Genomic DNA, 19,025 nt, shown 5'->3' on the forward strand with positions numbered 1-19,025 from the left:
GCCTGCGGCTTTAGAACGTTGGCAGCCCCAGCCGCTGGCCCAGTGGCGAAAACAGCAGGCACAGCGCCACCAGGTTGAGCAGCACCGTCAGCCAGAACACCTGCAGAAAATCCCGCTTGCTGGATTTGTGGCGCAGCCAGCGCTGGGCCAGCAAGGCGCCCGGCCAGCCGCCCAGCAAACCCAGCAGCCACAAATGCTTCTCCGGGGTGCGCCAATGCCCTTGCTGCGCGGCAGCCTTGTCCCAGGCATACCAGGCAAAGGTGACCAGCGAAGCCAGCAGATACCAGCCTGCAGCGCGCCAGGTGGAGCCAAAGCTCAGGCCGAGGACCAGCAGCAGCGCGGCCAATGCGGGGATGAACAGCAGGGCTGCGCCGCCGGATGGGCCTGGTCTGGCGGTGCTGGCAGCCTGGCGCTGAGGGCGCGTCGCTGCGGCCCGTGGGCGAGTGGCATGTGGTGACTGCGATGCTGATGCACCCGGTGTGCTGGCGCCCAGCACGCGGGCGCGGCTGGCCCGGGGTTTGTCGCCTGCGGGCTTGTCCAGCACATAGCTCAGCCGCTGGCGGGCTTGGGGCCGGGCGGCAGGGTTTTGGAAGGCGGAGATATGCACAAACACCTGGGGGCCGCCGCCATCGGGGGCGATAAAGCCAAAGCCGCGCTCATCGTTCCAGGATTGCAGGGTGCCTTCAAGCAGCATAGGCCTCCAGCTGCGCAGCGGCTTCTTCCCATTGGTTCTCGCTGAAAACGGCAACACCCGCTTGGCGCAGCAGGCTGCAGGCCAGGCCTTCGCCGGGCACGGTGCGGCCGGCAAACTGCCCGTCATAGATCTGGCTGGAGCCGCAGGTCGGGCTGAACTCCTTGAGCACCGCCACGCGGATGCCATGGCGCTGCACCAGTTGCAGCGCCAGGTGCGCACCATGCACAAAGGCGTCGGTCACATCGTTGCCCGCGCTGTCGCGCACCTGGGCGGCATGGCGCAGCACCGCGATGCTGGTGCCGCCAACGATTTCGGCGGGCAAGCGGGGCGTGGGCAGGCCAGCCGCCATCTCGGGGCAGAGGCTCACCACCTGCTGCTGTGCCAGCCAGCGGTCAAGCACCGCATGCTGCGCCCATTTGTGGCTGCCGTCATAGCGCACGGGCTGGCCCAGCAGGCAGCCGCTGACCAGCACCTTGGGGAGCGCGGGCCTCAGCATGCCAGCAGCTCCACCTGCTGTGCCTGCGCGCTGGCCTCGCAGCGCAGGCTGCTGCCGCTCAGCTGCAATTGCAGACCATTGGCAAATTGCAGCTGCAGGCTGAGCGCCTCTGCCTGGTAATCGCTGGGCACTGGCAGCGTGCTGAGCCGTTGCTGGCCCAACTGCAGCCAGCCGCCGGCCAGCAAGCCAAAGGCTTGCGTTTCGTGTGCGAGTGTGGGCGGGCAGGGGGTCAGCACCAGGCGCAGGCCATTGCTGTAGCAGCGCTGGGTCTCGCTCCCTTGGCGCTCGCTGATCAGCGCTGCTGAGAATTCGATGCTGCAGCCTCCCGCAGTGGGGTGGATGCGGCTGATTTCGGAGTCGGCAAATTCAAACTGGCGAGGCATTTGGCGATTGTCGCAGACCCAGGCTGCGGCCTGCAGCAGATCTGCAGCAGATCTGCTGCGATCATGCAGCCCCGGATGGCGCCACGCAATCAGCCAGCCAGGGCATCGCTGATGCGGTCCAGATCTGCCGCTGTGGCGGCAGCTGCGCGCGCTCTTCCACGCAGCCCAGGCGGATGACCACGAACTCCGGGTTCTGTGCGGCGCAGCCATACAGCGGCGTTGCGCAAACCGGGCAGAAGACCTGGTCGCGGCGCTGGCCGCTTTGCGCGGTCTTGGTATAGGTCTGTACGGCGCCTTGCAGCGAGAAATCGGTGATCGCGGCTTTGGCAATCGCCCGCATCGGTGCGCCCGAGAGCACCTGGCAGTCGCTGCAATGGCATACGCTGACCCAGGGATCCTCTGCAAAACTCCCTGCCGTGGTCTGAACGCGGGCTCGGGCGATCCGCTGCGTTGTCTTCCTTGTCAATAGCTCGCTATTGACTGCAAAAGACGCCTTGCGGCTCATCCCGATCCGCGCCCATCCCGCTTGGCGAGGGTTTTGCAGAGCATCCCTGGCTGGGGTCGATCAAGGCGGTAAAGCGAACCGCCTGGCAATGGCATGTGCCGTGGATGAGCATGGGCAGGACCTGGAAGGAAGTGGGCGAGGGGAGCTGTCGCTGTACTGCATCACAGCTCCCCCGTGTGCGCCTGGGTGGCATGAGTCTTGCATAACTGTCAACAAGCGAAAGCGGGCGCTGAGCAGGCAGGCCTGTAGGAATATCTTTACAGTCTTTGGCGTAGTAACTATGGTTGCATATAGAAACAACCAAGGGTTCTGTGTGAAAGCTTGATGAATTGCGGAAAATCAATAAAAACAATTGGTTATGGAGTGGTTAAGCCAAAGCTCATGCATAATTTCACAAAATTCCACGGGAAAACCCCGGTAATTTGGGGAATAACTGGTTTGGATTTTGTTACATATTTATGAATTGTCTTCAAAATAAACCGTGCTAAAGTCGCCCGCTATGTCACCGAAATGGATTTGCACCCTCATCGTCGCCGCGTCTGTCAGCGCACATGCCGCCCCCGAGAGCGAACACAAGCCATCCGATCTGGATTTGCTGCTGGGCATTGGCCAAAGCAGTCTGTCCAAGCTCGATTCGGTGCATCACCAGGTCAAGGACCAGGCCAATGTGCTGATCAGCAATGCGCTGAGCCTCATTGGTGTGCCTTACCGCCGTGGCGGTAACAGCGCAGAGACGGGTTTTGACTGCAGTGGTCTGGTACGCGCTGTGTATGCGGAGAGCTGGGGCAAGATCCTGCCGCGCCGCGCAGAAGAGCAGGCGGCTGCGACCGACAAGATTGAAAAAGCGGAGCTCAAGCCCGGTGATCTGGTGTTCTTCAACACCATGCGCCGGGCTTTCAGCCATGTGGGGATCTATATGGGGGATGGCAAGTTCATCCACTCACCCCGCACCGGCAAGACCGTTCGGGTCGAGAGCATGGATATTGCCTACTGGGAAAAGCGCTTTGACGGCGCCCGCCGTGTGGAGCTGAGCGACGAGGCGCGCACCAAGCTGATGCAGCAGGTCAACCTCGATGGTGCGGAAGCGCAGGACCTGATCGGCCGCGTGATGTCCAAAGCCAATATGCGCGTGAACTGAGCGCCAAGTCATCTGCAGCAGGCGCTGCAAACGAACCAAGCTTCCTTCGGGAAGCTTTTTTGTGGCCTGCGCGGTGCGGTTGGCTGGTCTGCGTCGTGGGGGGGAGGGCCTCAGTCCTGCACCCCTCTATATATAGAAACGGCACGAAGTACCGGCGAAAAAAAGGCTGTCTCTGGGACAGCCTGGGTGGGCGACTGGCTGGACAGGATCCAGCAAGGTCTTACTTGACCATCTGCAAGATTTCGCGGAAGTCTTCGTGCTCGCAACTGCGCAGCCATTCGAAGATGACCATCTCGGTGGTGACCAGCTCGGCGCCGGCGCCGGCCAGGCGGTCAAAGGCGGCATCGCGGTTGCGCTCGGTGCGGCTGCTGCAGGCATCGGTGACCACGCAGACATCGAACTCGTCTTCGAGCAACTCCAGCGCGGTTTGCAGCAGGCAGACATGGGCCTCGCAGCCGGCAATGATGATGCTGTTGCGCTCAGGCGCGGCTTGCTGCGGTTTTTGTAGGTGCTTGGGCAGGCTGCGGGCATTGCCGCCCTGGGGTTTGGCGGGAGGGCGCAGCCATTCGTTCAGGCCCTCTGGCACGGCGCTGAAGAACATCTTGGCCAAGGTCTTGTTGCACAGGCCGCGCAGCTGCGCCGCATTGGGGCCGAGCTTGCTGGGGTTTTGCTCGGTGCCGAACACGGGCACCTGCAGCTGCTGGGCTACCTGGGCCAGCAGGGTGGCGTTCTTCAACACCTGCGCGCCATCAAAAATGGCGGGCATCAGTTTTTCCTGGTAGTCAACCAGCACCAGCTGGGATTCTTCAAAATCTATAAGCATGCGGCATTTTACCTGTGGCGGCGAGCGGCTGCTGTGGCGGCGTGGCGCAGGCGTGGGAGGGGAGGGAGAAATGCACTGGCGCGCGGCGCAGCACCGAGCCAGCCTGGCGCAGATTTAGCGCTTGTCCTGGTCCAGCGCAGGCGCATAGACCACCGGCAGCACAATCCCCGCTTCATGCGCCACGCGCACGCAGTCGCGCAGGTGCTGCTCGCCCAGGTAGCGCAAGGTGGCGTAGCCCAGGGCGGCCGATACGGCCTGGCCGGCAATCGGCACATACTTGCTGGCCTGCTGCACCGTCAGGCGCATGCCCAGTGCCTTGGCGCCGCGCATGATCACATCCTTGGTGATCAGCTTGCCCACCAGAACGCCGCCGAGCATGTTGACGGTGTTTTGCACCTTGGCGCGTTTGGCAGGGGTCAGGCGCGCAATCTGCTCGTCGCTCAGGCCAAAGTAATTGCTGATTTGCGGAATCAGCCGCGACAGCAAGGCGGCATCCACCGCCATGTCGAGCCCGGGCACCGGCGTGGCGCTGGCCAGAGCGGCCATCAGGGCTTTGCGGTGCAGCAGCTTTTGGGACTGCTCAACCGCCTCCAGCAGCGCAGGGTTGCCGGTCTGGGCGGCCAGTTGCAGTGCGGAGAGGGGGCGGGGCTTGCGTCCAAGTTTCATGGGGGTCAGGAAGTGAGGTCAAAAGCGGAAAAAAACCTGCGGCAGCGGGTGGCCCCGGCTGGCGCAGGCTGCCGGGTGCTTAGCGCTTGCGGACCAGGCCGTAGAGCACCAGCAAGATGATGGCGCCGACGATGGAGGCGATCCATCCTGCTGCCTGGCCTTCCTGGTACCAGCCCATCGCCACGCCGGCGTAGGTGGCCAGCAGCGAGCCGGCAATGCCCAGCAGGATGGTCATGATCCAGCCCATCTTGTCGTCCCCGGGCTTGATGGCGCGTGCAATGAGGCCAACAATCAGGCCGATGAAAATGGTTCCAATGATGGACATGCGTGGTTCTCCGTTGAGCTGTGAACGCCAGTGCCTCGGGTTGAGGCGGCCCTGGCCAATACGCCCTGAAGCGTACCAAGGCACTTTAAGGCTGTTTGTAGGAGAAGGCTTCAAATCCTGCGGCTTTACGTCATAAACAACGGTGAACTGGCGCTGTCATGCGTATGAAAAAAGCAGCCGGTGCCGTTGCCGGCGCGGGCTGCTTTTGGCCGAGCCGGGCCGCGAAGGGCCCAGTCCGGAAGGCGGTCAGAGAATTAAGCGACGACCTTGGCGATCGATGCGCAGACGTGCTCGATGTTCTTGCTGTTGAGCGCAGCCACGCACATGCGGCCGGTGTCCGTGCCGTACACGCCGAACTCGGAGCGCAGGCGCACCATCTGGTCCTTGCTCAGACCCGAGTACGAGAACATGCCGATCTGGGTGGTGATAAAGCCCATGTCTTGCTTCACGCCAGCGGCCTTGAGGCCGTCCACCAGCTTCTGGCGCATTTCCTTGATGCGCACGCGCATTTCGCCCAGTTCCTTTTCCCACAGCGCGCGCAGCTCGGGGTTGTTCAGCACGGCGGCCACCACGGCACCACCGTGGGTCGGTGGGTTGGAGTAGTTGGTGCGGATGACGACCTTGAGCTGGCTCAGCACGCGGCTGGCTTCTTCCTTGTCGGTGGCAACCACGGACAGCGCGCCCACGCGCTCACCGTAGAGCGAGAAGCTCTTGGAGAATGAGGTGGACACAAAAATGTTCAGGCCCGCAGCGATGAACTTGCCGATCACGGCGCCGTCTTCGGCGATGCCGTGGCCAAAGCCTTGGTAGGCCATGTCCAGGAAGGCGACCAGGTTCTTGGCCTTGACGACTTCGATGACCTTGTCCCACTGGGCGGCGCTGATGTCGTAGCCGGTGGGGTTGTGGCAGCAGGCGTGCAGCACCACCACGGTGCCAGCGGCGGCGGCGTTCAGGTCGGCGATCATGCCGTCGAAATCGATGGCGCGGTTGGCCGCGTCGTAGTAGCGGTAGCTGGCCACTTCAAAACCGGCGTTCTGGAAGATCGCGCGGTGGTTTTCCCAGCTGGGGTCCGAGATCAGCACCTTGGCTTGGGGGTTCAGGCGCTTGAGGAAGTCCGCACCAATCTTCAGGCCGCCAGTGCCGCCCACGGCTTGCACGGTGGCCACGCGGCCGGAAGCCACGACTTCGGAATCCGCGCCGAACACCAGGGCCTTGACGGCGTTGTCATAGGCAGCGATACCGTCGATAGGCAGGTAGCCACGGGGCGTGGGCTTGTCCATCATGGCTTTCTCTGCGGCCTGCACGCACTGCAGCAGCGGCAGCTTGCCGTTGTCGTCGAAATACACACCCACGCCCAGGTTCACTTTTTGCGGGTTGGTGTCGGCGGCATACTGCTCATTGAGACCCAGGATGGGGTCGCGTGGGGCCATTTCGACGGAAGAGAAAAGAGACATGTGTAGTCCTTGGTAGGTAGAAATCTGGCTTTGTACCCCCAAATGCCAAACAAGAGGCCATCGCCTCCACCGCAATTTTGCAGTACGCTTTGGGGTTAACCCCGTATTCTAGCGACGCCCGCTCGCGCGTGGCATACCCGACCTATGCACGAAGTCACTCCAGAGGCACCCCGCGAGGGGGAATTCATCCAATATCCGGGCTCGCCCTTCACCTTGTTCCAGCCGTATCCGCCTGCGGGCGACCAGCCGGCGGCCATCGATGCGCTGGTGGAAGGCATTGATGACGGTGAGGCCTTTCAGACCTTGCTGGGCGTCACGGGCTCGGGCAAGACCTTCACGATGGCCAATGTGATCGCGCGCACCGGGCGCCCGGCCATCGTGTTTGCGCCCAACAAGACGCTGGCCGCGCAGCTGTACAGCGAGTTCCGCGAGTTCTTTCCGAAGAACGCGGTGGAGTACTTCGTCAGCTACTACGACTACTACCAGCCCGAGGCCTATGTACCCCAGCGCGACCTGTTCATCGAAAAGGACAGCGCCATCAACGAGCACATCGAGCAGATGCGGCTGTCGGCCACCAAGAGCGTGCTCGAGCGCCGCGACACCATCGTCGTGGCCACCGTCTCGGCCATCTACGGCATCGGCTCGCCCGAGTCCTATACCAAGATGCGCTTTATCCTGCGCGTGGGTGATGAGCTGAGCCAGCGCGATGCGATTGGCCAGCTGGTGCGCATGCAGTACAAGCGCAATGATGCAGATTTCTCGCGCGGTACCTTCCGCGTGCGGGGCGACACCATCGATGTGTTTCCGTCCGAGCACAGCGAGATGGCGGTGCGTATCGAGCTGTTTGACGACGAGGTCGAGAGCCTGCAGCTGTTTGACCCGCTCACCGGCCGCGTGCGCCAGAAAGTGCCGCGCTTCACCATCTACCCCAGCAGCCACTATGTGACCCCGCGCGACCAGGTGCTGGTGGCCGTCGAGACCATCAAGGAAGAGCTGGCGCTGCGCCTCAAGCAGCTGGTGGGCGAGGGCAAGCTGGTGGAAGCCCAGCGCCTGGAGCAGCGCACCCGGTTCGACCTGGAGATGCTGACCGAGGTGGGGCACTGCAAGGGTATTGAGAACTACAGCCGCCACCTCTCGGGCGCGGCGCCGGGCGATCCGCCGCCGACGATGACGGACTACATGCCCAAGGACGCGCTGATGTTTCTTGACGAGAGCCACCAGATGATCGGCCAGCTCAATGCCATGTACAACGGCGACAAGGCGCGCAAGACCACCCTGGTCGAGTATGGCTTTCGCCTGCCCAGCGCCTTGGACAACCGCCCGCTCAAGTTTGGCGAGTTCGAGCAGCGCATGCGCCAGGTGGTGTTTGTCTCGGCCACGCCGGCCGAGTACGAGAAGACCCATGCGGGCAAGATCGTCGAGCAGGTGGTGCGGCCCACCGGCCTGGTCGATCCCGAGGTGGAAGTGCGCCCTGCGACCCACCAGGTCGACGATGTGCTGCAGGAAATCCATGCCCGGGTGAAGGTGCAGGAGCGGGTGCTGATTACCACGCTGACCAAGCGCATGGCCGAGCAGCTGACCGAGTACCTGACCGACAACGGCGTGAAGGTGCGCTACCTGCACTCCGATGTGGAGACCGTCGAGCGCGTCGAGATCATCCGCGACCTGCGCCTGGGCACCTTTGATGTGCTGGTGGGCATCAACCTGCTGCGCGAAGGCCTCGATATCCCCGAGGTCTCGCTGGTGGCCATCCTGGACGCCGACAAGGAAGGCTTTCTGCGTGCCGAGCGCAGCCTGATCCAGACCATTGGCCGTGCGGCACGGAACATGAATGGCAAGGCGATTTTGTATGCCGATCGCATCACCGACTCGATGCGCAAGGCGATGGACGAGACCAGTCGCCGCCGCGAGAAGCAGATGGCCTTCAATGCGGAGCATGGCATCGTGCCGCGCAGCATTGTCAAGCAAGTGCGTGATTTGATCGATGGCGTCTACAGCACCAAGGCCAGCGACGACATGGACCGCGCCCAGCAGGTGGCGATGAGCCGCGCCCAGGTCGAGGACATGTCCGAGAAAGAGATTGCCAAGGAAATCAAGCGCCTGGAAAAGCAGATGCTGGAGGCGGCGCGCAACCTCGAATTCGAGGCCGCAGCCCAGGCGCGCGACCAATTAACCATATTGAAACAAAGGGCTTTTGGTGGGGCCTCTCCAGAGGCAGGGAATACCCGCAGCCTCTAGGGATGTCAGTTTCTGTAAGTAATCTTTGCTTACCCGAGCGAATTCAGGGGGCATTGTGCTATACTGACACAAATTACTCAACAACAAGAAAAAAGCCTATCGATGAATGGGACCTACCCTGCATGCAGGGTGGAGCGACAGGCTACGACGATGTCATTGCGGGTGGCTTGCTTGCATTGGGCGTCTATGGTTATCAAGCCTGACCTCTAAGGAACGATTATGCGTCTCACCACCAAAGGCCGATTTGCAGTGACTGCAATGATTGATCTGGCTTTGCGCCAGAACAATGGCCCGGTAACTTTGGCTGCGATCAGCCAGCGTCAGCAGATCTCGCTGTCGTATCTGGAGCAGCTGTTTGGCAAGCTGCGCCGCCATGAACTGGTGGAGTCCACCCGTGGTCCCGGTGGCGGCTACACCCTGGCCCGCAAGGCCGCTGAGATCACAGTTGCCGACATCATTGTCTCGGTAGATGAACCTATTGACGCCACGCAGTGTGGCGGCAAGGAAAACTGTATGGGTGAGGCCGGTCGCTGCATGACGCACGAACTCTGGGCATCGCTGAACCAGCGCATGGTCGAGTTTCTCGATTCAGTCACCTTGCAAAAGCTGGTCGATGACCAACTGGCCAAGGGTATCCAGATCGAAGACAAGCCCATCGTGCGCCGCGCTATCTCGACCACGCCGGTTGTCAAGCCCATCCGTGTCACCGCACCGAACTCGGTGTTTGCACTGGGCAATGTGTTTGCCAAATCCTGATTGTTGATGCGGCGCTGGTCGCCGCATCCCCCGGTGCCTTTCGCGGTGCCGGGAGGCCTTGTTACGCCCTGAACCGGGTGCGGCAAGTTCATTCGATGATTGCGTTTTGAGTTTTTGCGGGTGCCCACCAGCACGCGCCAGTAGAGCCAGATATGGACACGACCCCACACTTCCCTATTTACCTTGATTACGGCGCCACCACGCCCGTGGACCCCCGCGTGGTTGAAGCGATGATTCCCTGGTTGTCCGAGAACTACGGCAACCCTGCATCGCGCAGCCATGCCTGGGGCTGGACGGCGGAAGAGGCGGTTGAAAAGGCCCGTGCGCAAGTCGCCGCGCTGATCAATGCCGATTCGCGTGAAATCGTCTGGACCAGCGGTGCCACCGAGTCGGACAACCTGGCGCTCAAGGGCGCTGCGCAGTTCTACAAGGGCAAGGGCAAGCACCTGATCACCGTCAAGACCGAGCACAAGGCCGTGCTGGACACGATGCGTGCGCTGGAGCGTGAAGGCTTCGAGGTCACCTACCTGGACGTCAAGGAAGACGGTCTGCTGGATCTGGACGTGTTCAAGGCGGCGATTCGCCCCGACACCATCCTGGTCAGCGTCATGTTCGTGAACAACGAAACCGGCGTGATCCAGGACATCGACACCATCGGGAACATCTGCCGCGAAAAGGGCATCATTTTCCACGTCGATGCGGCCCAGGCCACCGGCAAGGTCGAGATCGATGTGACCGCGCTGAAGGTCGACCTGATGAGCCTGGCCTCGCACAAGACCTATGGTCCCAAGGGCATTGGCGCGCTGTACGTGCGCCGCAAGCCCCGTGTGCGCATCGAAGCGCAGATGCACGGCGGTGGCCATGAACGCGGCATGCGTTCGGGCACCCTGGCGACGCACCAGATCGTCGGTATGGGCGAGGCTTTCCGCATCGCCAAGGAAGACATGGCCAAGGACTACGCCCATGCCAAGGCGCTGCAGCAGCGCATGCTGGACGGTCTGATGGACATCGAACAAGTGTTCGTCAACGGTGACCTGAACCACCGCGTGCCGCACAACCTGAACATCAGCTTCAACTTCGTCGAAGGCGAATCGCTGATCATGGGCATCAAGGGTCTGGCCGTGTCCTCGGGTTCGGCCTGCACCTCCGCCAGCCTGGAGCCCAGCTATGTGCTGCGCGCGCTGGGCCGCAGCGATGAGCTCGCCCACAGCAGCCTGCGCATGACGTTTGGCCGCTTCACGACGAATGAAGACATCGACTACGCCGTGGCATCGATCCGTGAAAACGTGACCAAGCTGCGCGAGTTGAGCCCCCTGTGGGAAATGTACAAAGACGGTGTTGATCTGAGCACCATCCAGTGGGCTGCCCACTAAAGCCGGCGCAGCCGCTAACTGTAAAGAGGTACCAAGATGGCATATTCCGACAAAGTGATTGATCATTACGAAAACCCCCGCAACGTGGGCTCGTTCGACAAGGGTGATGAATCGGTGGGCACCGGCATGGTCGGCGCTCCGGCTTGCGGCGACGTGATGAAGCTGCAGATCAAGGTCAATGCCGACACCGGCGTGATCGAAGACGCACGCTTCAAGACCTACGGCTGCGGCTCGGCGATTGCCTCGTCGTCGCTGGTGACCGAATGGGTCAAGGGCAAGACCCTGGACGAAGCCGCCGCGCTGAAGAACGCGCAGATCGCTGAAGAGCTGGCGCTGCCACCGGTGAAGATCCACTGCTCGATCCTGGCTGAAGACGCGATCAAGGCGGCAGTCAACGACTACAAGGCCAAGCACAGCGCCAAGGCGGAGGCTTAAAACGCCATGGCTGTCACGCTTTCTGAGTCGGCTGCGCGCCACATCAACCGCTACCTGTCGCGTCGCGGCCATGGCGTGGGTGTGCGCCTGGGCGTGAAGACCACCGGCTGCTCGGGTCTGGCCTACAAGCTCGAGTATGTGGACGAGGCAGCGCCTGAGGACGTGGTGTTTGAAGACCATGGCGTCAAGGTGCTGGTCGATCCCAAAAGCATGGCCTACATCGACGGCACCGAGCTGGACTTTGTGCGCGAAGGCCTCAATGAGGGCTTCAAGTTCCACAACCCCAACGAGCGTGATCGCTGCGGTTGTGGCGAGAGCTTCAGGATCTGAGGCCTCAGGTTCAGGCGCCCGGTTGGCCTTCATGGGCTGACCCGGCCTTGTTTGTCGGCATCGCTGATGCCAAAACTGCAAACCGCCTGTGCTTTTGCCAGGCGGTTTTTTCATGATGAATCTGCAATCCAACGATTTTGAACTGTTCGCCGTGCCGCTGCAGTTTGCGCAAGATGCCCAGCAATTGGCTGAGCGCTGGAAGGCCTTGCAAAAGCAGGCCCATCCGGACCGCTTTGCGTCGCAAGGGGCTGCCGCCCAGCGCGTGGCCATGCAGTGGTCGGTGCGCATCAATGAGGCCTACCAGCGCTTGAAGGACCCGCTCAAGCGCGCTGCCTACCTGTGCGAGATGCATGACGCGCCCATCCGCGCCGAGGACAACACCGCCATGCCCACTGCTTTTCTGATGGAGCAGATGGAGTGGCGCGAGGCACTGGAAGACGCGCAGAGCCAGACCGACGTTGATGCCTTGGATGACCAGGTCGGCAGCGCGCGCCGCACGATGCTGGCCCGCTGCCAGCAGCTGCTGGATGTGGAGCGCGACTACGCGCAAGCGGCCCAGCAGGTGAGAGCCCTCATGTTTGTTGCGCGATTTAGCGGCGACATCGACCGCCGCCGCGAGCAACTGGGACAATAGGCTTTTGACCAAGGCAGGGCGGCCCACCAGGCCGCACAGCATGCCTTGGCGACACCCCCATTGAGACCGCTGCCTCCGCGCGCCCGCGCGGGCCGCAGGCAAGAGAACACAAGATAGATCGCATCCATGGCACTGCTCCAAATTTCAGAACCTGGCCAATCTCCTGATCCGCACCAGCGCCGTATTGCGGTGGGCATTGATCTGGGCACCACGCACTCGCTGGTCGCTGCCGTGCGCAACGGCGTGGCCGAATGCCTGCCGGATGACGAAGGCCGGGTGCTGCTGCCATCGGTGGTGCATTACCACGCCAATGGCAAGCGCGATATCGGCTATGCGGCGCTCGCCCATCCCGGCGTGGATGCTGCCAACACCATTGCCTCGGCCAAGCGCCTGATGGGCCGCAACCTGGCCGATATCCATGCGCCCGAGCAACTGGCCTATGCACTGGTGCAGCCCGAGGGCAGCGGCATGGTGGCCATCGAGACCGTGGCCGGCCTCAAGACCCCGGTGGAGATCAGCGCCGAGATTCTGGCCACCTTGCGCTACCGCGCAGAAGACACCTTCGACAATGACCTGTACGGCGCGGTGATCACCGTGCCAGCCTACTTTGACGATGCGCAGCGCCAGGCCACCAAGGATGCGGCCCAGCTCGCCGGCATCAAGCTGCTGCGCCTGATCAACGAGCCCACCGCTGCGGCGATTGCCTATGGTCTCGATAATGCGTCCGAAGGCATCTACGCCGTTTACGACCTGGGCGGCGGCACCTTTGATATTTCCGTGCTGCGCCTGACGCGCGGTGTGTTTGAAGTGATCGCCACCGGCGGTGACTCGGCACTGGGCGGTGACGACTATGACGCCGCACTGGGCCAGTGGGTGCTGGAGAAGACCGGCGGCGCGGTGCAGAGCGCGCAGGACAAGGCGGTATTGCGCCTCGCTGCCAAGGCCGCCAAAGAGGCGCTGACCGATGCCGACCAGGTGACGTTCTCCGCGCAGCTGTCGGGCCAGGATATTGCGCTGCCGCTGAGCCGGGCCGATTTTGATGCGGCCACGCAGGCCTTGACGGCCCGCACCCTGACGGCCGTGCGCCGCGCGCTGGCTGATGCCCAGCTGGCCAAGGACGAGGTGCAAGGCGTGGTGATGGTGGGCGGCTCGACGCGCATGCCCCAGGTACAGACTGCAGTCGGCAACTTCTTTGGCAAGCCCCCGCTGACCAACCTGAACCCCGACGAGGTGGTGGCCCTGGGAGCTGCGATCCAGGCCAACCAGCTCGCCGGCAACGACACCAATGGCGACCTGCTGCTGCTCGATGTAATCCCGCTGTCGCTGGGCATCGAGACCATGGGCGGCCTGGTCGAGCGCATTGTCAGCCGCAACGAAACCATTCCGACCGCACGCGGCCAGGACTTCACCACCTACAAGGATGGCCAGACGGCCTTGGCCATCCACGTGGTGCAGGGCGAGCGCGATCTGGTGGCTGACTGCCGCAGCCTGGCGCGCTTTGAGCTGCGGGGCATCCCGCCAATGGCAGCGGGCGCTGCACGCATCCGCGTGTCCTTCACCATCGATGCCGATGGCCTGCTGAGCGTAGGCGCGCAAGAGCTGGTGAGCGGTGTCGAAGCGCATATCGATGTGAAGCCCTCGTACGGCCTCTCGGACGACCAGATTGCCCATATGCTGCGCGACAGCTTCAGCACCGCCCAGGCCGATATGCAGGCCCGTGCGCTGGTCGAAGCGCGCGTGGATGGCGACCGCCTGCTGATTGCCACCCAAAGCGCGCTCGATGCCGATGGCGACCTGCTGACTGACGCCGAGCGCAGCCAGGTCGACGCGCTGATGGACCAGCTGCGCCGGGCCCTGTCCAGCAGCGAGAGTGCCGCCGAGATCGAGGCCAGCACCGATGCTCTGGCCAAGGGCACCGAGGCCTTTGCCGCCGAGCGCATGAACCGTGGCATCCGCCAGGCCCTGGCTGGCAAGAACGTGCAATCCATTTAACCGACTACAGCAAGAAGAACCACATTCCCATGCCTATCATCAAAATCCTGCCCCATGCCGAATACTGTCCCCAAGGCGCCGAGATCAAGGCGCCCACCGGAACGTCGATCTGCGAGGCGCTGCTGGACAATGGCATCAACATCGAACACGCCTGCGACATGAGCCGGGCCTGCACCACCTGCCACGTGATCGTGCGCCAGGGTTTCGACTCCATGGACCCTTCCGAGGAGGAAGAGGACGATCTGCTCGACCGCGCCTGGGGCCTGGAGCCGCAGTCGCGCCTGTCCTGCCAGGCCATTTTGGCGCGCGAGGATGTGACCGTGGAGATCCCCAAGTACTCGATCAACCACGCCAAGGAAAACCACTGAGCGTGGGCCGGGCCGGGCGCGCAGGTGCGACCGGCTTTTACAATCGGTGTTTTGAGTCGAGGAAGCTGTAGATGTCGCGCCAAATTGTTCTGGATACGGAAACCACGGGTCTGTCAGTCGTTGATGGTGACCGTGTCATTGAGCTCGGCTGCGTCGAGCTGCTCAACCGCAAGCTCACCGGCAACAACCTGCACCTGTACTTCAATGCCGACCGGGAAAGCCATGAAGACGCGCTGCGCGTGCACGGCATCACCAGCGAGTTTCTGGCCGACAAGCCGCGTTTCCACGAGAAAGCCGAAGAGATCCGCGCCTACCTCGAAGGCGCTGAGCTGATCATCCACAATGCGCCATTCGACATGGGCTTCCTGAACAAGGAGTTCGAACGGGTGGGCATGCCGCCTCTGGTCAGCATGGTGAGCGGTGTGCTCGATTCGCTCTTGATGGCGCGCGACCTGTTCCCGGGCAAGCGCAACTCGCTCGATGCGCTGTGCGACCGCCTGGAAGTGGACAATTCCGGCCGCGACCTGCATGGCGCCTTGCTCGATGCCGAGCTGCTCGCTGACGTCTACATCAACATGACGCGCGGCCAGGAGCAGCTGCTGTCGTCCGACAGCATGGCGTCGAACAGCAAGTCCAACGCGGCGATGGTGGTCAAGAAAGTGGATTTTGCGCAGTTCGATCTGCCGGTGATCCAGCCGTCGGACGCGGAGCTCGCTGCCCATGACGAGGTGCTGACGCAGCTGGACAAATCCAGCGGCGGCAAAACTATTTGGAGAAAATTGGCCTAATTCTCACAGCCAGCAAATATTTGCTGTCATAATAGAGGGCTTGACGGCGAGAGATTTTGGGTGATTAGCTCAGCGGTAGAGCACTGCCTTCACACGGCAGGGGTCACATGTTCGATCCATGTATCACCCACCAATCCATCGTCGTTGCGGTATGTCCCTTGGGGCATGCTTGGGGTGATTAGCTCAGCGGTAGAGCACTGCCTTCACACGGCAGGGGTCACATGTTCGATCCATGTATCACCCACCACAATTTAGATTCGGTAGGCCTCTTTGGGGCGTGCCTGGGGTGATTAGCTCAGCGGTAGAGCACTGCCTTCACACGGCAGGGGTCACATGTTCGATCCATGTATCACCCACCAAACAACAAGCCTCTTGAATGTGATGTTCAAGAGGTTTTTTGTTTTTGCGCGCTTGTGCATGCGCTGCGCAGGCTGCAGCGCAGTCCACCACGCCGTTCATGTATCGGGCCTGTCGCTGCCAGGTAAATCCCGCCCCGGTGCTGCACCGCTGGGCCACAAAGGCCTAGGATGGCAGGTCTTGGGACTACCACGGTACCGATATGACCGCTCGCACACTCGCTTTTGGTGTTGGCCTGGCCGCCTTGCTGGCTGGCAGTGGCTGGGCAGCTTCAAGCCCGCCATCCACCCCAGCATCGGCGCCACAGACCTGTACCGAACAGGCTTCAGACGCCTGTTACCAAGGCTTTGCGCTGCCAGGCCAGGCCGGGCGCATGCATTTCTATGCCTCGCAAGCGCCGCAAGCCGAAAATGCCGATGGATCTGGCGGGCCGCAAACGGCGCTCTTGATCATGCATGGGCACCCGCGCGATGCCAACCGCAGCTTCAATGCCGCGCTGGATGCCGCACGCAGGGCAGGGCGCTTGGACAAGACCCTGGTCATTGCGCCGCTCTACCAGGTGGCCAGCGACAAGGCCGAGCGCTGCCGCACCAAGGGCACGCCTGCGCCGGAGCCGGGTGATGCGCTGTGGACCTGCGGCAGCTGGCTGGCCGGGCAAAACTCCCAGGCCGGTGCTGGCAGGACCCCGATCAACGCGATTGCCGCGCTCGATGCCTTGGTTGCCCATATCCACCAGCGCTGGCCCAGCGTGCGCCACATCACCTTAGCGGGCTTTTCTGCCGGTGGGCAGATGCTCCAGCGCAGCATCGGCTTTGCCCAGCAGCCGCCTGCCGCTGTATCGCTGCGCTATGTCGTCGCCGACCCCGGCACCTGGCTGTATTTCGATCCACCGCGCCCGCAGCCCCAGCGCGCGGGCCGCGATGTGGACTGGGCTGCCTGCAGCGATGGTGGTTGCGACTACCGCATGCAACTGCCTCAAGAGGCATCCTGCCCGGGCTACCACGACTGGAAATACGGCACGCAGGCGCTGCCGTCCAACCTGAGGTCCACCGCTGCGCAGGCGCGCGAGCGCTACCGCCAGGCGGATATTCACTATCTGGAAGGCGCCCTCGACAACCATGCCGGCAAGGGCACGAGCTATGGCGCGCTCGATAAATCCTGCGCCGCCATGCTGCAAGGGCCGTTTCGCCGCCAGCGAGGGGAGGGCTATGCCGCCTATGTGGCCCAGGTGCTGCAGCCAGCGCGCCCGCAGCCGCTGTCCATCGTGCCGGGCTGCGCCCATGATGTCGCCTGTGTGCTGCCCTCTGATGCAGCGCGGCCGGCCTTGTTTGGCAACCTGCCTTGATGGCGCGCAGTGCGGCCCTGCCCAGGCGCGTGGAGCGCTTTAGCGTGCGGATGAGGGGGCGGGCTGGGTCGCAGGCAACGCGCCGGGAGCTGCGGCGGCGGGCGCCGTGCTGGTCAGCATGCTGCGGTCCAGCACCTCGATATCGTTCAGCGCCAAGGTGCCGGCCGCCTGCTTGAGCTTGAGCTGGCCGAGCAAGGTGTTGTAGCGGGCAAGGGCCAGGTCGCGCTTGGTCTGGTAGAGCTGGCTTTGGGCATTGAGCACATCGATATTGATGCGCACACCCACCTGGTAGCCGGTCAGGTTGGCATCGAGCGCGAGCTGGCTCGATGCCTCGGCGGCTTCCAATGCCTTGACTTGGCTGGCGTTGGACTGCAGGCCAAAGAAGGCGCTGCGCACGTTCTGCGCTACGGTGCGGCGGGCATTGTCCAGGTCAGCCTCGGCCTTGCTCTCCAGTGCCAGCGTTTCCTTGACCCGGTTCTGCACGGAAAAACCGGCAAACAGCGGCACATTGAGCACCACGCCGACGGTCGCCTGGTTGGCGTTGTAGCCATGGGTGGGCATGGTGATGCTGCCCTTGGGGTAGAGCTGGCGGCCCACGGTGGCCTGCAGGTCCACGGTGGGCAGGTGGCCGGTTTCGGCCTTCTTGGTGTCCAGCCGGGCATTGTTGGTAGCCAGCTGGGCAATGCGGATCTGGGGTTGCTCGCTCTGGGCCTGGTCCACCCACATCAGCACATTGTCGGGCGTGGTCGCCGGCAGCAGCACCGGCTGCTTCAGCGGCCAGGGCTGGTTGCCGGGTGTGCCCACGGCGTTGTCCAGCGCAAGGCGTTTGACGGTCAGGTCATTCTCGGCGGCGATCTCCTGCGCGCGCACCAGGTCAAAACGGGCCTCGGCTTCGCGCGAATCGGTGATGGTGGCCGTGCCCACATCAAAGTTGCGCTTGGCAGCGGCCAGCTGCTCTTTGACGGCAGCCTTTTGGGCCTGCACAAACACCATGCTGTCCTGCGCGGCCAGCACATCGAAGTAGGCCTGGGCCACCCGCACCAGCAAATCCTGGCTCGCGGCATCGAGCTGCAGCCGGGCGATATCGCCGCCCAATTTGCCTTGTTCCAGCGCAATGCGGTTGGCCGGGCGGTAGAGCGGCTGGCTGGCCGTGATGCCGATCTGGTGGTCGGGGCCGTTCAGGTGCAGCTCGGGGTTGTTGATGGCCGTGTGGCTGTACTGCGACTGCGCCTGCAGGCCCACCTGGGGCAGCAAACCGGCGCGTGCCTGCTCGCCCCGGGAAATGGCCGCATCCAGGTTGGCGCGGGCCGATTGCCACTGCGCGTCATAGCCGCTGGCCTGCTCCACCATCTGCATCAGGCTCTGGGCCTGGGCCGGCCACTGGGCCAGGCCCAGCAGCAGCGCAGCAGCTGCGGCGCAGGTTGTTCTCAGACGAGGCAGGGCAGGGGCTTGGCGCATGGTGCAGAAGGGGGTGGTACAAGGGGAGGCGCGGCCAGGGCAGAGGCCGATGCCGCGCCGCAAACGGCGCGGGCCGCAGGTCAGTAGCGCGGCACCGAGGGGTCGCGCTCAGCCGTCCAGAGGTCGATGCCGCCGGTCAGGTTGCTGATCTGGCTGTAGCCCTGGCGCTCCAGGAACACGGCAACCTGCATGCTGCGCATGCCGTGGTGGCAGAGGCAGGCGATGGGGCGGTCTTCATCGAGCAGGTTGAGCGACGCGGGAATCTGCTGCATCGGGATATTCAGCAGCTCAAAACCTTCGGGCTTGACCGAGGCAGTCTGCAGCTCCCAGGGCTCGCGCACATCCAGCACCAGGGGGTTCTGGTCAGCATGCTGGGCCAGCCATTCATTGAGTTGCGCGGGGCGGATTTGCTCCATACATCACTTTCTGCAGCGCAGCCGGCCCCCAGGCCGCCGCGCTGCGGGGGT

The 19,025-nt window shown here is 63.0% G+C and carries 21 protein-coding genes and 3 tRNA genes; 14 read left to right on the plus strand and 10 right to left on the minus strand.

Annotated features, from left to right (window positions below; translation table 11 throughout):
• Positions 1 to 10: 10 nt before the first annotated feature.
• From WH367_RS18415 to WH367_RS18430, 4 genes are all read right to left on the minus strand, one after another.
• On the minus strand, positions 11 to 694 hold the full coding sequence (locus tag WH367_RS18415; protein WP_339537158.1) for a DUF1294 domain-containing protein: 684 nt from the start codon (positions 692 to 694) through the stop codon (positions 11 to 13).
• Positions 684 to 1,190, minus strand: a complete 507-nt coding sequence (locus WH367_RS18420) for a DUF523 domain-containing protein (RefSeq protein WP_339521213.1) — start codon at positions 1,188 to 1,190, stop codon at positions 684 to 686. Before WH367_RS18420 ends, WH367_RS18415 begins: the two co-directional genes overlap by 11 nt.
• Positions 1,184 to 1,573, minus strand: coding sequence for a hypothetical protein (locus WH367_RS18425; protein ID WP_339537159.1), 390 nt, complete (start codon positions 1,571 to 1,573; stop codon positions 1,184 to 1,186). The genes WH367_RS18420 and WH367_RS18425 overlap by 7 nt, the downstream gene beginning before the upstream one ends.
• Positions 1,574 to 1,634: 61 nt before the next feature.
• Complete coding sequence (locus WH367_RS18430; protein WP_339537160.1) at positions 1,635 to 2,078, minus strand: GFA family protein; 444 nt, start codon at positions 2,076 to 2,078, stop codon at positions 1,635 to 1,637.
• A gap of 499 nt (positions 2,079 to 2,577) precedes the next feature.
• Between WH367_RS18430 and WH367_RS18435 the strand changes: the two genes are divergently transcribed.
• Complete coding sequence (locus tag WH367_RS18435) at positions 2,578 to 3,216, plus strand: C40 family peptidase (RefSeq protein ID WP_021025857.1); 639 nt, start codon at positions 2,578 to 2,580, stop codon at positions 3,214 to 3,216.
• A gap of 220 nt (positions 3,217 to 3,436) precedes the next feature.
• Here the strand turns inward: WH367_RS18435 and WH367_RS18440 are convergent, their stop codons facing one another.
• From WH367_RS18440 to WH367_RS18455, 4 genes are all read right to left on the minus strand, one after another.
• Positions 3,437 to 4,039, minus strand: a complete 603-nt coding sequence (locus tag WH367_RS18440; protein WP_021025856.1) for an isochorismatase family protein — start codon at positions 4,037 to 4,039, stop codon at positions 3,437 to 3,439.
• 114 nt (positions 4,040 to 4,153) lie between these two features.
• A complete protein-coding gene (locus tag WH367_RS18445; RefSeq protein ID WP_021025855.1) occupies positions 4,154 to 4,705 on the minus strand; it encodes a hypothetical protein in 552 nt (183 codons plus the stop codon).
• 79 nt (positions 4,706 to 4,784) lie between these two features.
• On the minus strand, positions 4,785 to 5,030 hold the full coding sequence (locus WH367_RS18450; protein ID WP_021025854.1) for a GlsB/YeaQ/YmgE family stress response membrane protein: 246 nt from the start codon (positions 5,028 to 5,030) through the stop codon (positions 4,785 to 4,787).
• Positions 5,031 to 5,284: 254 nt separating this feature from the next.
• A complete protein-coding gene (locus tag WH367_RS18455; protein WP_021025853.1) occupies positions 5,285 to 6,484 on the minus strand; it encodes an amino acid aminotransferase in 1,200 nt (399 codons plus the stop codon).
• Between the two features lie 144 nt (positions 6,485 to 6,628).
• On the opposite strand from WH367_RS18455, the gene uvrB reads away from it, so the two are divergent.
• The 13 genes from uvrB to WH367_RS18520 all read left to right on the plus strand — a co-directional run bounded on the left by uvrB (position 6,629) and on the right by WH367_RS18520 (position 17,100).
• Entirely contained in the window at positions 6,629 to 8,722 is a 2,094-nt protein-coding gene (gene uvrB, locus WH367_RS18460; protein WP_339521217.1) for an excinuclease ABC subunit UvrB, read from the plus strand.
• 219 nt (positions 8,723 to 8,941) lie between these two features.
• Entirely contained in the window at positions 8,942 to 9,478 is a 537-nt protein-coding gene (gene iscR / locus WH367_RS18465) for a Fe-S cluster assembly transcriptional regulator IscR (protein WP_021025851.1), read from the plus strand.
• A gap of 152 nt (positions 9,479 to 9,630) precedes the next feature.
• Positions 9,631 to 10,851, plus strand: a complete 1,221-nt coding sequence (locus tag WH367_RS18470) for an IscS subfamily cysteine desulfurase (RefSeq protein ID WP_339537161.1) — start codon at positions 9,631 to 9,633, stop codon at positions 10,849 to 10,851.
• A 36-nt stretch (positions 10,852 to 10,887) separates the two neighbouring features.
• On the plus strand, positions 10,888 to 11,286 hold the full coding sequence (iscU, locus tag WH367_RS18475; protein ID WP_133856012.1) for a Fe-S cluster assembly scaffold IscU: 399 nt from the start codon (positions 10,888 to 10,890) through the stop codon (positions 11,284 to 11,286).
• Between the two features lie 6 nt (positions 11,287 to 11,292).
• The gene (gene iscA / locus WH367_RS18480) at positions 11,293 to 11,616 is read left to right on the plus strand and encodes an iron-sulfur cluster assembly protein IscA (RefSeq protein WP_021025848.1); all 324 of its coding nucleotides are present in this window, start codon (positions 11,293 to 11,295) and stop codon (positions 11,614 to 11,616) included.
• Between the two features lie 115 nt (positions 11,617 to 11,731).
• Positions 11,732 to 12,250: a Fe-S protein assembly co-chaperone HscB gene (gene hscB / locus WH367_RS18485; RefSeq protein WP_339537220.1), complete on the plus strand. Its 519-nt coding sequence runs from the start codon at positions 11,732 to 11,734 to the stop codon at positions 12,248 to 12,250.
• A 126-nt stretch (positions 12,251 to 12,376) separates the two neighbouring features.
• The gene (gene hscA / locus WH367_RS18490) at positions 12,377 to 14,242 is read left to right on the plus strand and encodes a Fe-S protein assembly chaperone HscA (protein WP_339537162.1); all 1,866 of its coding nucleotides are present in this window, start codon (positions 12,377 to 12,379) and stop codon (positions 14,240 to 14,242) included.
• Between the two features lie 29 nt (positions 14,243 to 14,271).
• Positions 14,272 to 14,610: an ISC system 2Fe-2S type ferredoxin gene (gene fdx, locus WH367_RS18495; RefSeq protein WP_021025845.1), complete on the plus strand. Its 339-nt coding sequence runs from the start codon at positions 14,272 to 14,274 to the stop codon at positions 14,608 to 14,610.
• Between the two features lie 71 nt (positions 14,611 to 14,681).
• Positions 14,682 to 15,398, plus strand: a complete 717-nt coding sequence (gene dnaQ, locus WH367_RS18500; protein ID WP_339537163.1) for a DNA polymerase III subunit epsilon — start codon at positions 14,682 to 14,684, stop codon at positions 15,396 to 15,398.
• A gap of 58 nt (positions 15,399 to 15,456) precedes the next feature.
• Positions 15,457 to 15,531, plus strand: a tRNA-Val gene (locus WH367_RS18505).
• Between the two features lie 39 nt (positions 15,532 to 15,570).
• A tRNA-Val gene (locus tag WH367_RS18510) sits at positions 15,571 to 15,645 on the plus strand.
• A 37-nt stretch (positions 15,646 to 15,682) separates the two neighbouring features.
• A tRNA-Val gene (locus tag WH367_RS18515) sits at positions 15,683 to 15,757 on the plus strand.
• 200 nt (positions 15,758 to 15,957) lie between these two features.
• Complete coding sequence (locus tag WH367_RS18520) at positions 15,958 to 17,100, plus strand: hypothetical protein (RefSeq protein ID WP_339537164.1); 1,143 nt, start codon at positions 15,958 to 15,960, stop codon at positions 17,098 to 17,100.
• A 39-nt stretch (positions 17,101 to 17,139) separates the two neighbouring features.
• Here WH367_RS18520 and WH367_RS18525 read toward each other — a convergent pair whose 3' ends face one another.
• Positions 17,140 to 18,558: a TolC family outer membrane protein gene (locus WH367_RS18525; protein WP_339537165.1), complete on the minus strand. Its 1,419-nt coding sequence runs from the start codon at positions 18,556 to 18,558 to the stop codon at positions 17,140 to 17,142.
• 80 nt (positions 18,559 to 18,638) lie between these two features.
• On the minus strand, positions 18,639 to 18,974 hold the full coding sequence (locus tag WH367_RS18530) for a rhodanese-like domain-containing protein (protein ID WP_021025841.1): 336 nt from the start codon (positions 18,972 to 18,974) through the stop codon (positions 18,639 to 18,641).
• Between the last annotated feature and the right edge of the window lie 51 nt (positions 18,975 to 19,025).

The sequence above is a fragment of the Comamonas sp. MYb21 genome, assembly GCF_037479395.1.
Taxonomy (GTDB): domain Bacteria; phylum Pseudomonadota; class Gammaproteobacteria; order Burkholderiales; family Burkholderiaceae_C; genus Comamonas.

Coding starts and splice junctions, on each gene's coding strand:
- WH367_RS18415 (WP_339537158.1), bottom strand. CDS start 694: ATGCTGCTTGAAGGCACCCTGCAATCCTGGAACGATGAGCGCGGCTTT.
- WH367_RS18420 (WP_339521213.1), bottom strand. CDS start 1,190: ATGCTGAGGCCCGCGCTCCCCAAGGTGCTGGTCAGCGGCTGCCTGCTG.
- WH367_RS18425 (WP_339537159.1), bottom strand. CDS start 1,573: ATGCCTCGCCAGTTTGAATTTGCCGACTCCGAAATCAGCCGCATCCAC.
- WH367_RS18430 (WP_339537160.1), bottom strand. CDS start 2,078: ATGAGCCGCAAGGCGTCTTTTGCAGTCAATAGCGAGCTATTGACAAGG.
- WH367_RS18435 (WP_021025857.1), top strand. CDS start 2,578: ATGTCACCGAAATGGATTTGCACCCTCATCGTCGCCGCGTCTGTCAGC.
- WH367_RS18440 (WP_021025856.1), bottom strand. CDS start 4,039: ATGCTTATAGATTTTGAAGAATCCCAGCTGGTGCTGGTTGACTACCAG.
- WH367_RS18445 (WP_021025855.1), bottom strand. CDS start 4,705: ATGAAACTTGGACGCAAGCCCCGCCCCCTCTCCGCACTGCAACTGGCC.
- WH367_RS18450 (WP_021025854.1), bottom strand. CDS start 5,030: ATGTCCATCATTGGAACCATTTTCATCGGCCTGATTGTTGGCCTCATT.
- WH367_RS18455 (WP_021025853.1), bottom strand. CDS start 6,484: ATGTCTCTTTTCTCTTCCGTCGAAATGGCCCCACGCGACCCCATCCTG.
- uvrB (WP_339521217.1), top strand. CDS start 6,629: ATGCACGAAGTCACTCCAGAGGCACCCCGCGAGGGGGAATTCATCCAA.
- iscR (WP_021025851.1), top strand. CDS start 8,942: ATGCGTCTCACCACCAAAGGCCGATTTGCAGTGACTGCAATGATTGAT.
- WH367_RS18470 (WP_339537161.1), top strand. CDS start 9,631: ATGGACACGACCCCACACTTCCCTATTTACCTTGATTACGGCGCCACC.
- iscU (WP_133856012.1), top strand. CDS start 10,888: ATGGCATATTCCGACAAAGTGATTGATCATTACGAAAACCCCCGCAAC.
- iscA (WP_021025848.1), top strand. CDS start 11,293: ATGGCTGTCACGCTTTCTGAGTCGGCTGCGCGCCACATCAACCGCTAC.
- hscB (WP_339537220.1), top strand. CDS start 11,732: ATGAATCTGCAATCCAACGATTTTGAACTGTTCGCCGTGCCGCTGCAG.
- hscA (WP_339537162.1), top strand. CDS start 12,377: ATGGCACTGCTCCAAATTTCAGAACCTGGCCAATCTCCTGATCCGCAC.
- fdx (WP_021025845.1), top strand. CDS start 14,272: ATGCCTATCATCAAAATCCTGCCCCATGCCGAATACTGTCCCCAAGGC.
- dnaQ (WP_339537163.1), top strand. CDS start 14,682: ATGTCGCGCCAAATTGTTCTGGATACGGAAACCACGGGTCTGTCAGTC.
- WH367_RS18520 (WP_339537164.1), top strand. CDS start 15,958: ATGACCGCTCGCACACTCGCTTTTGGTGTTGGCCTGGCCGCCTTGCTG.
- WH367_RS18525 (WP_339537165.1), bottom strand. CDS start 18,558: ATGCGCCAAGCCCCTGCCCTGCCTCGTCTGAGAACAACCTGCGCCGCA.
- WH367_RS18530 (WP_021025841.1), bottom strand. CDS start 18,974: ATGGAGCAAATCCGCCCCGCGCAACTCAATGAATGGCTGGCCCAGCAT.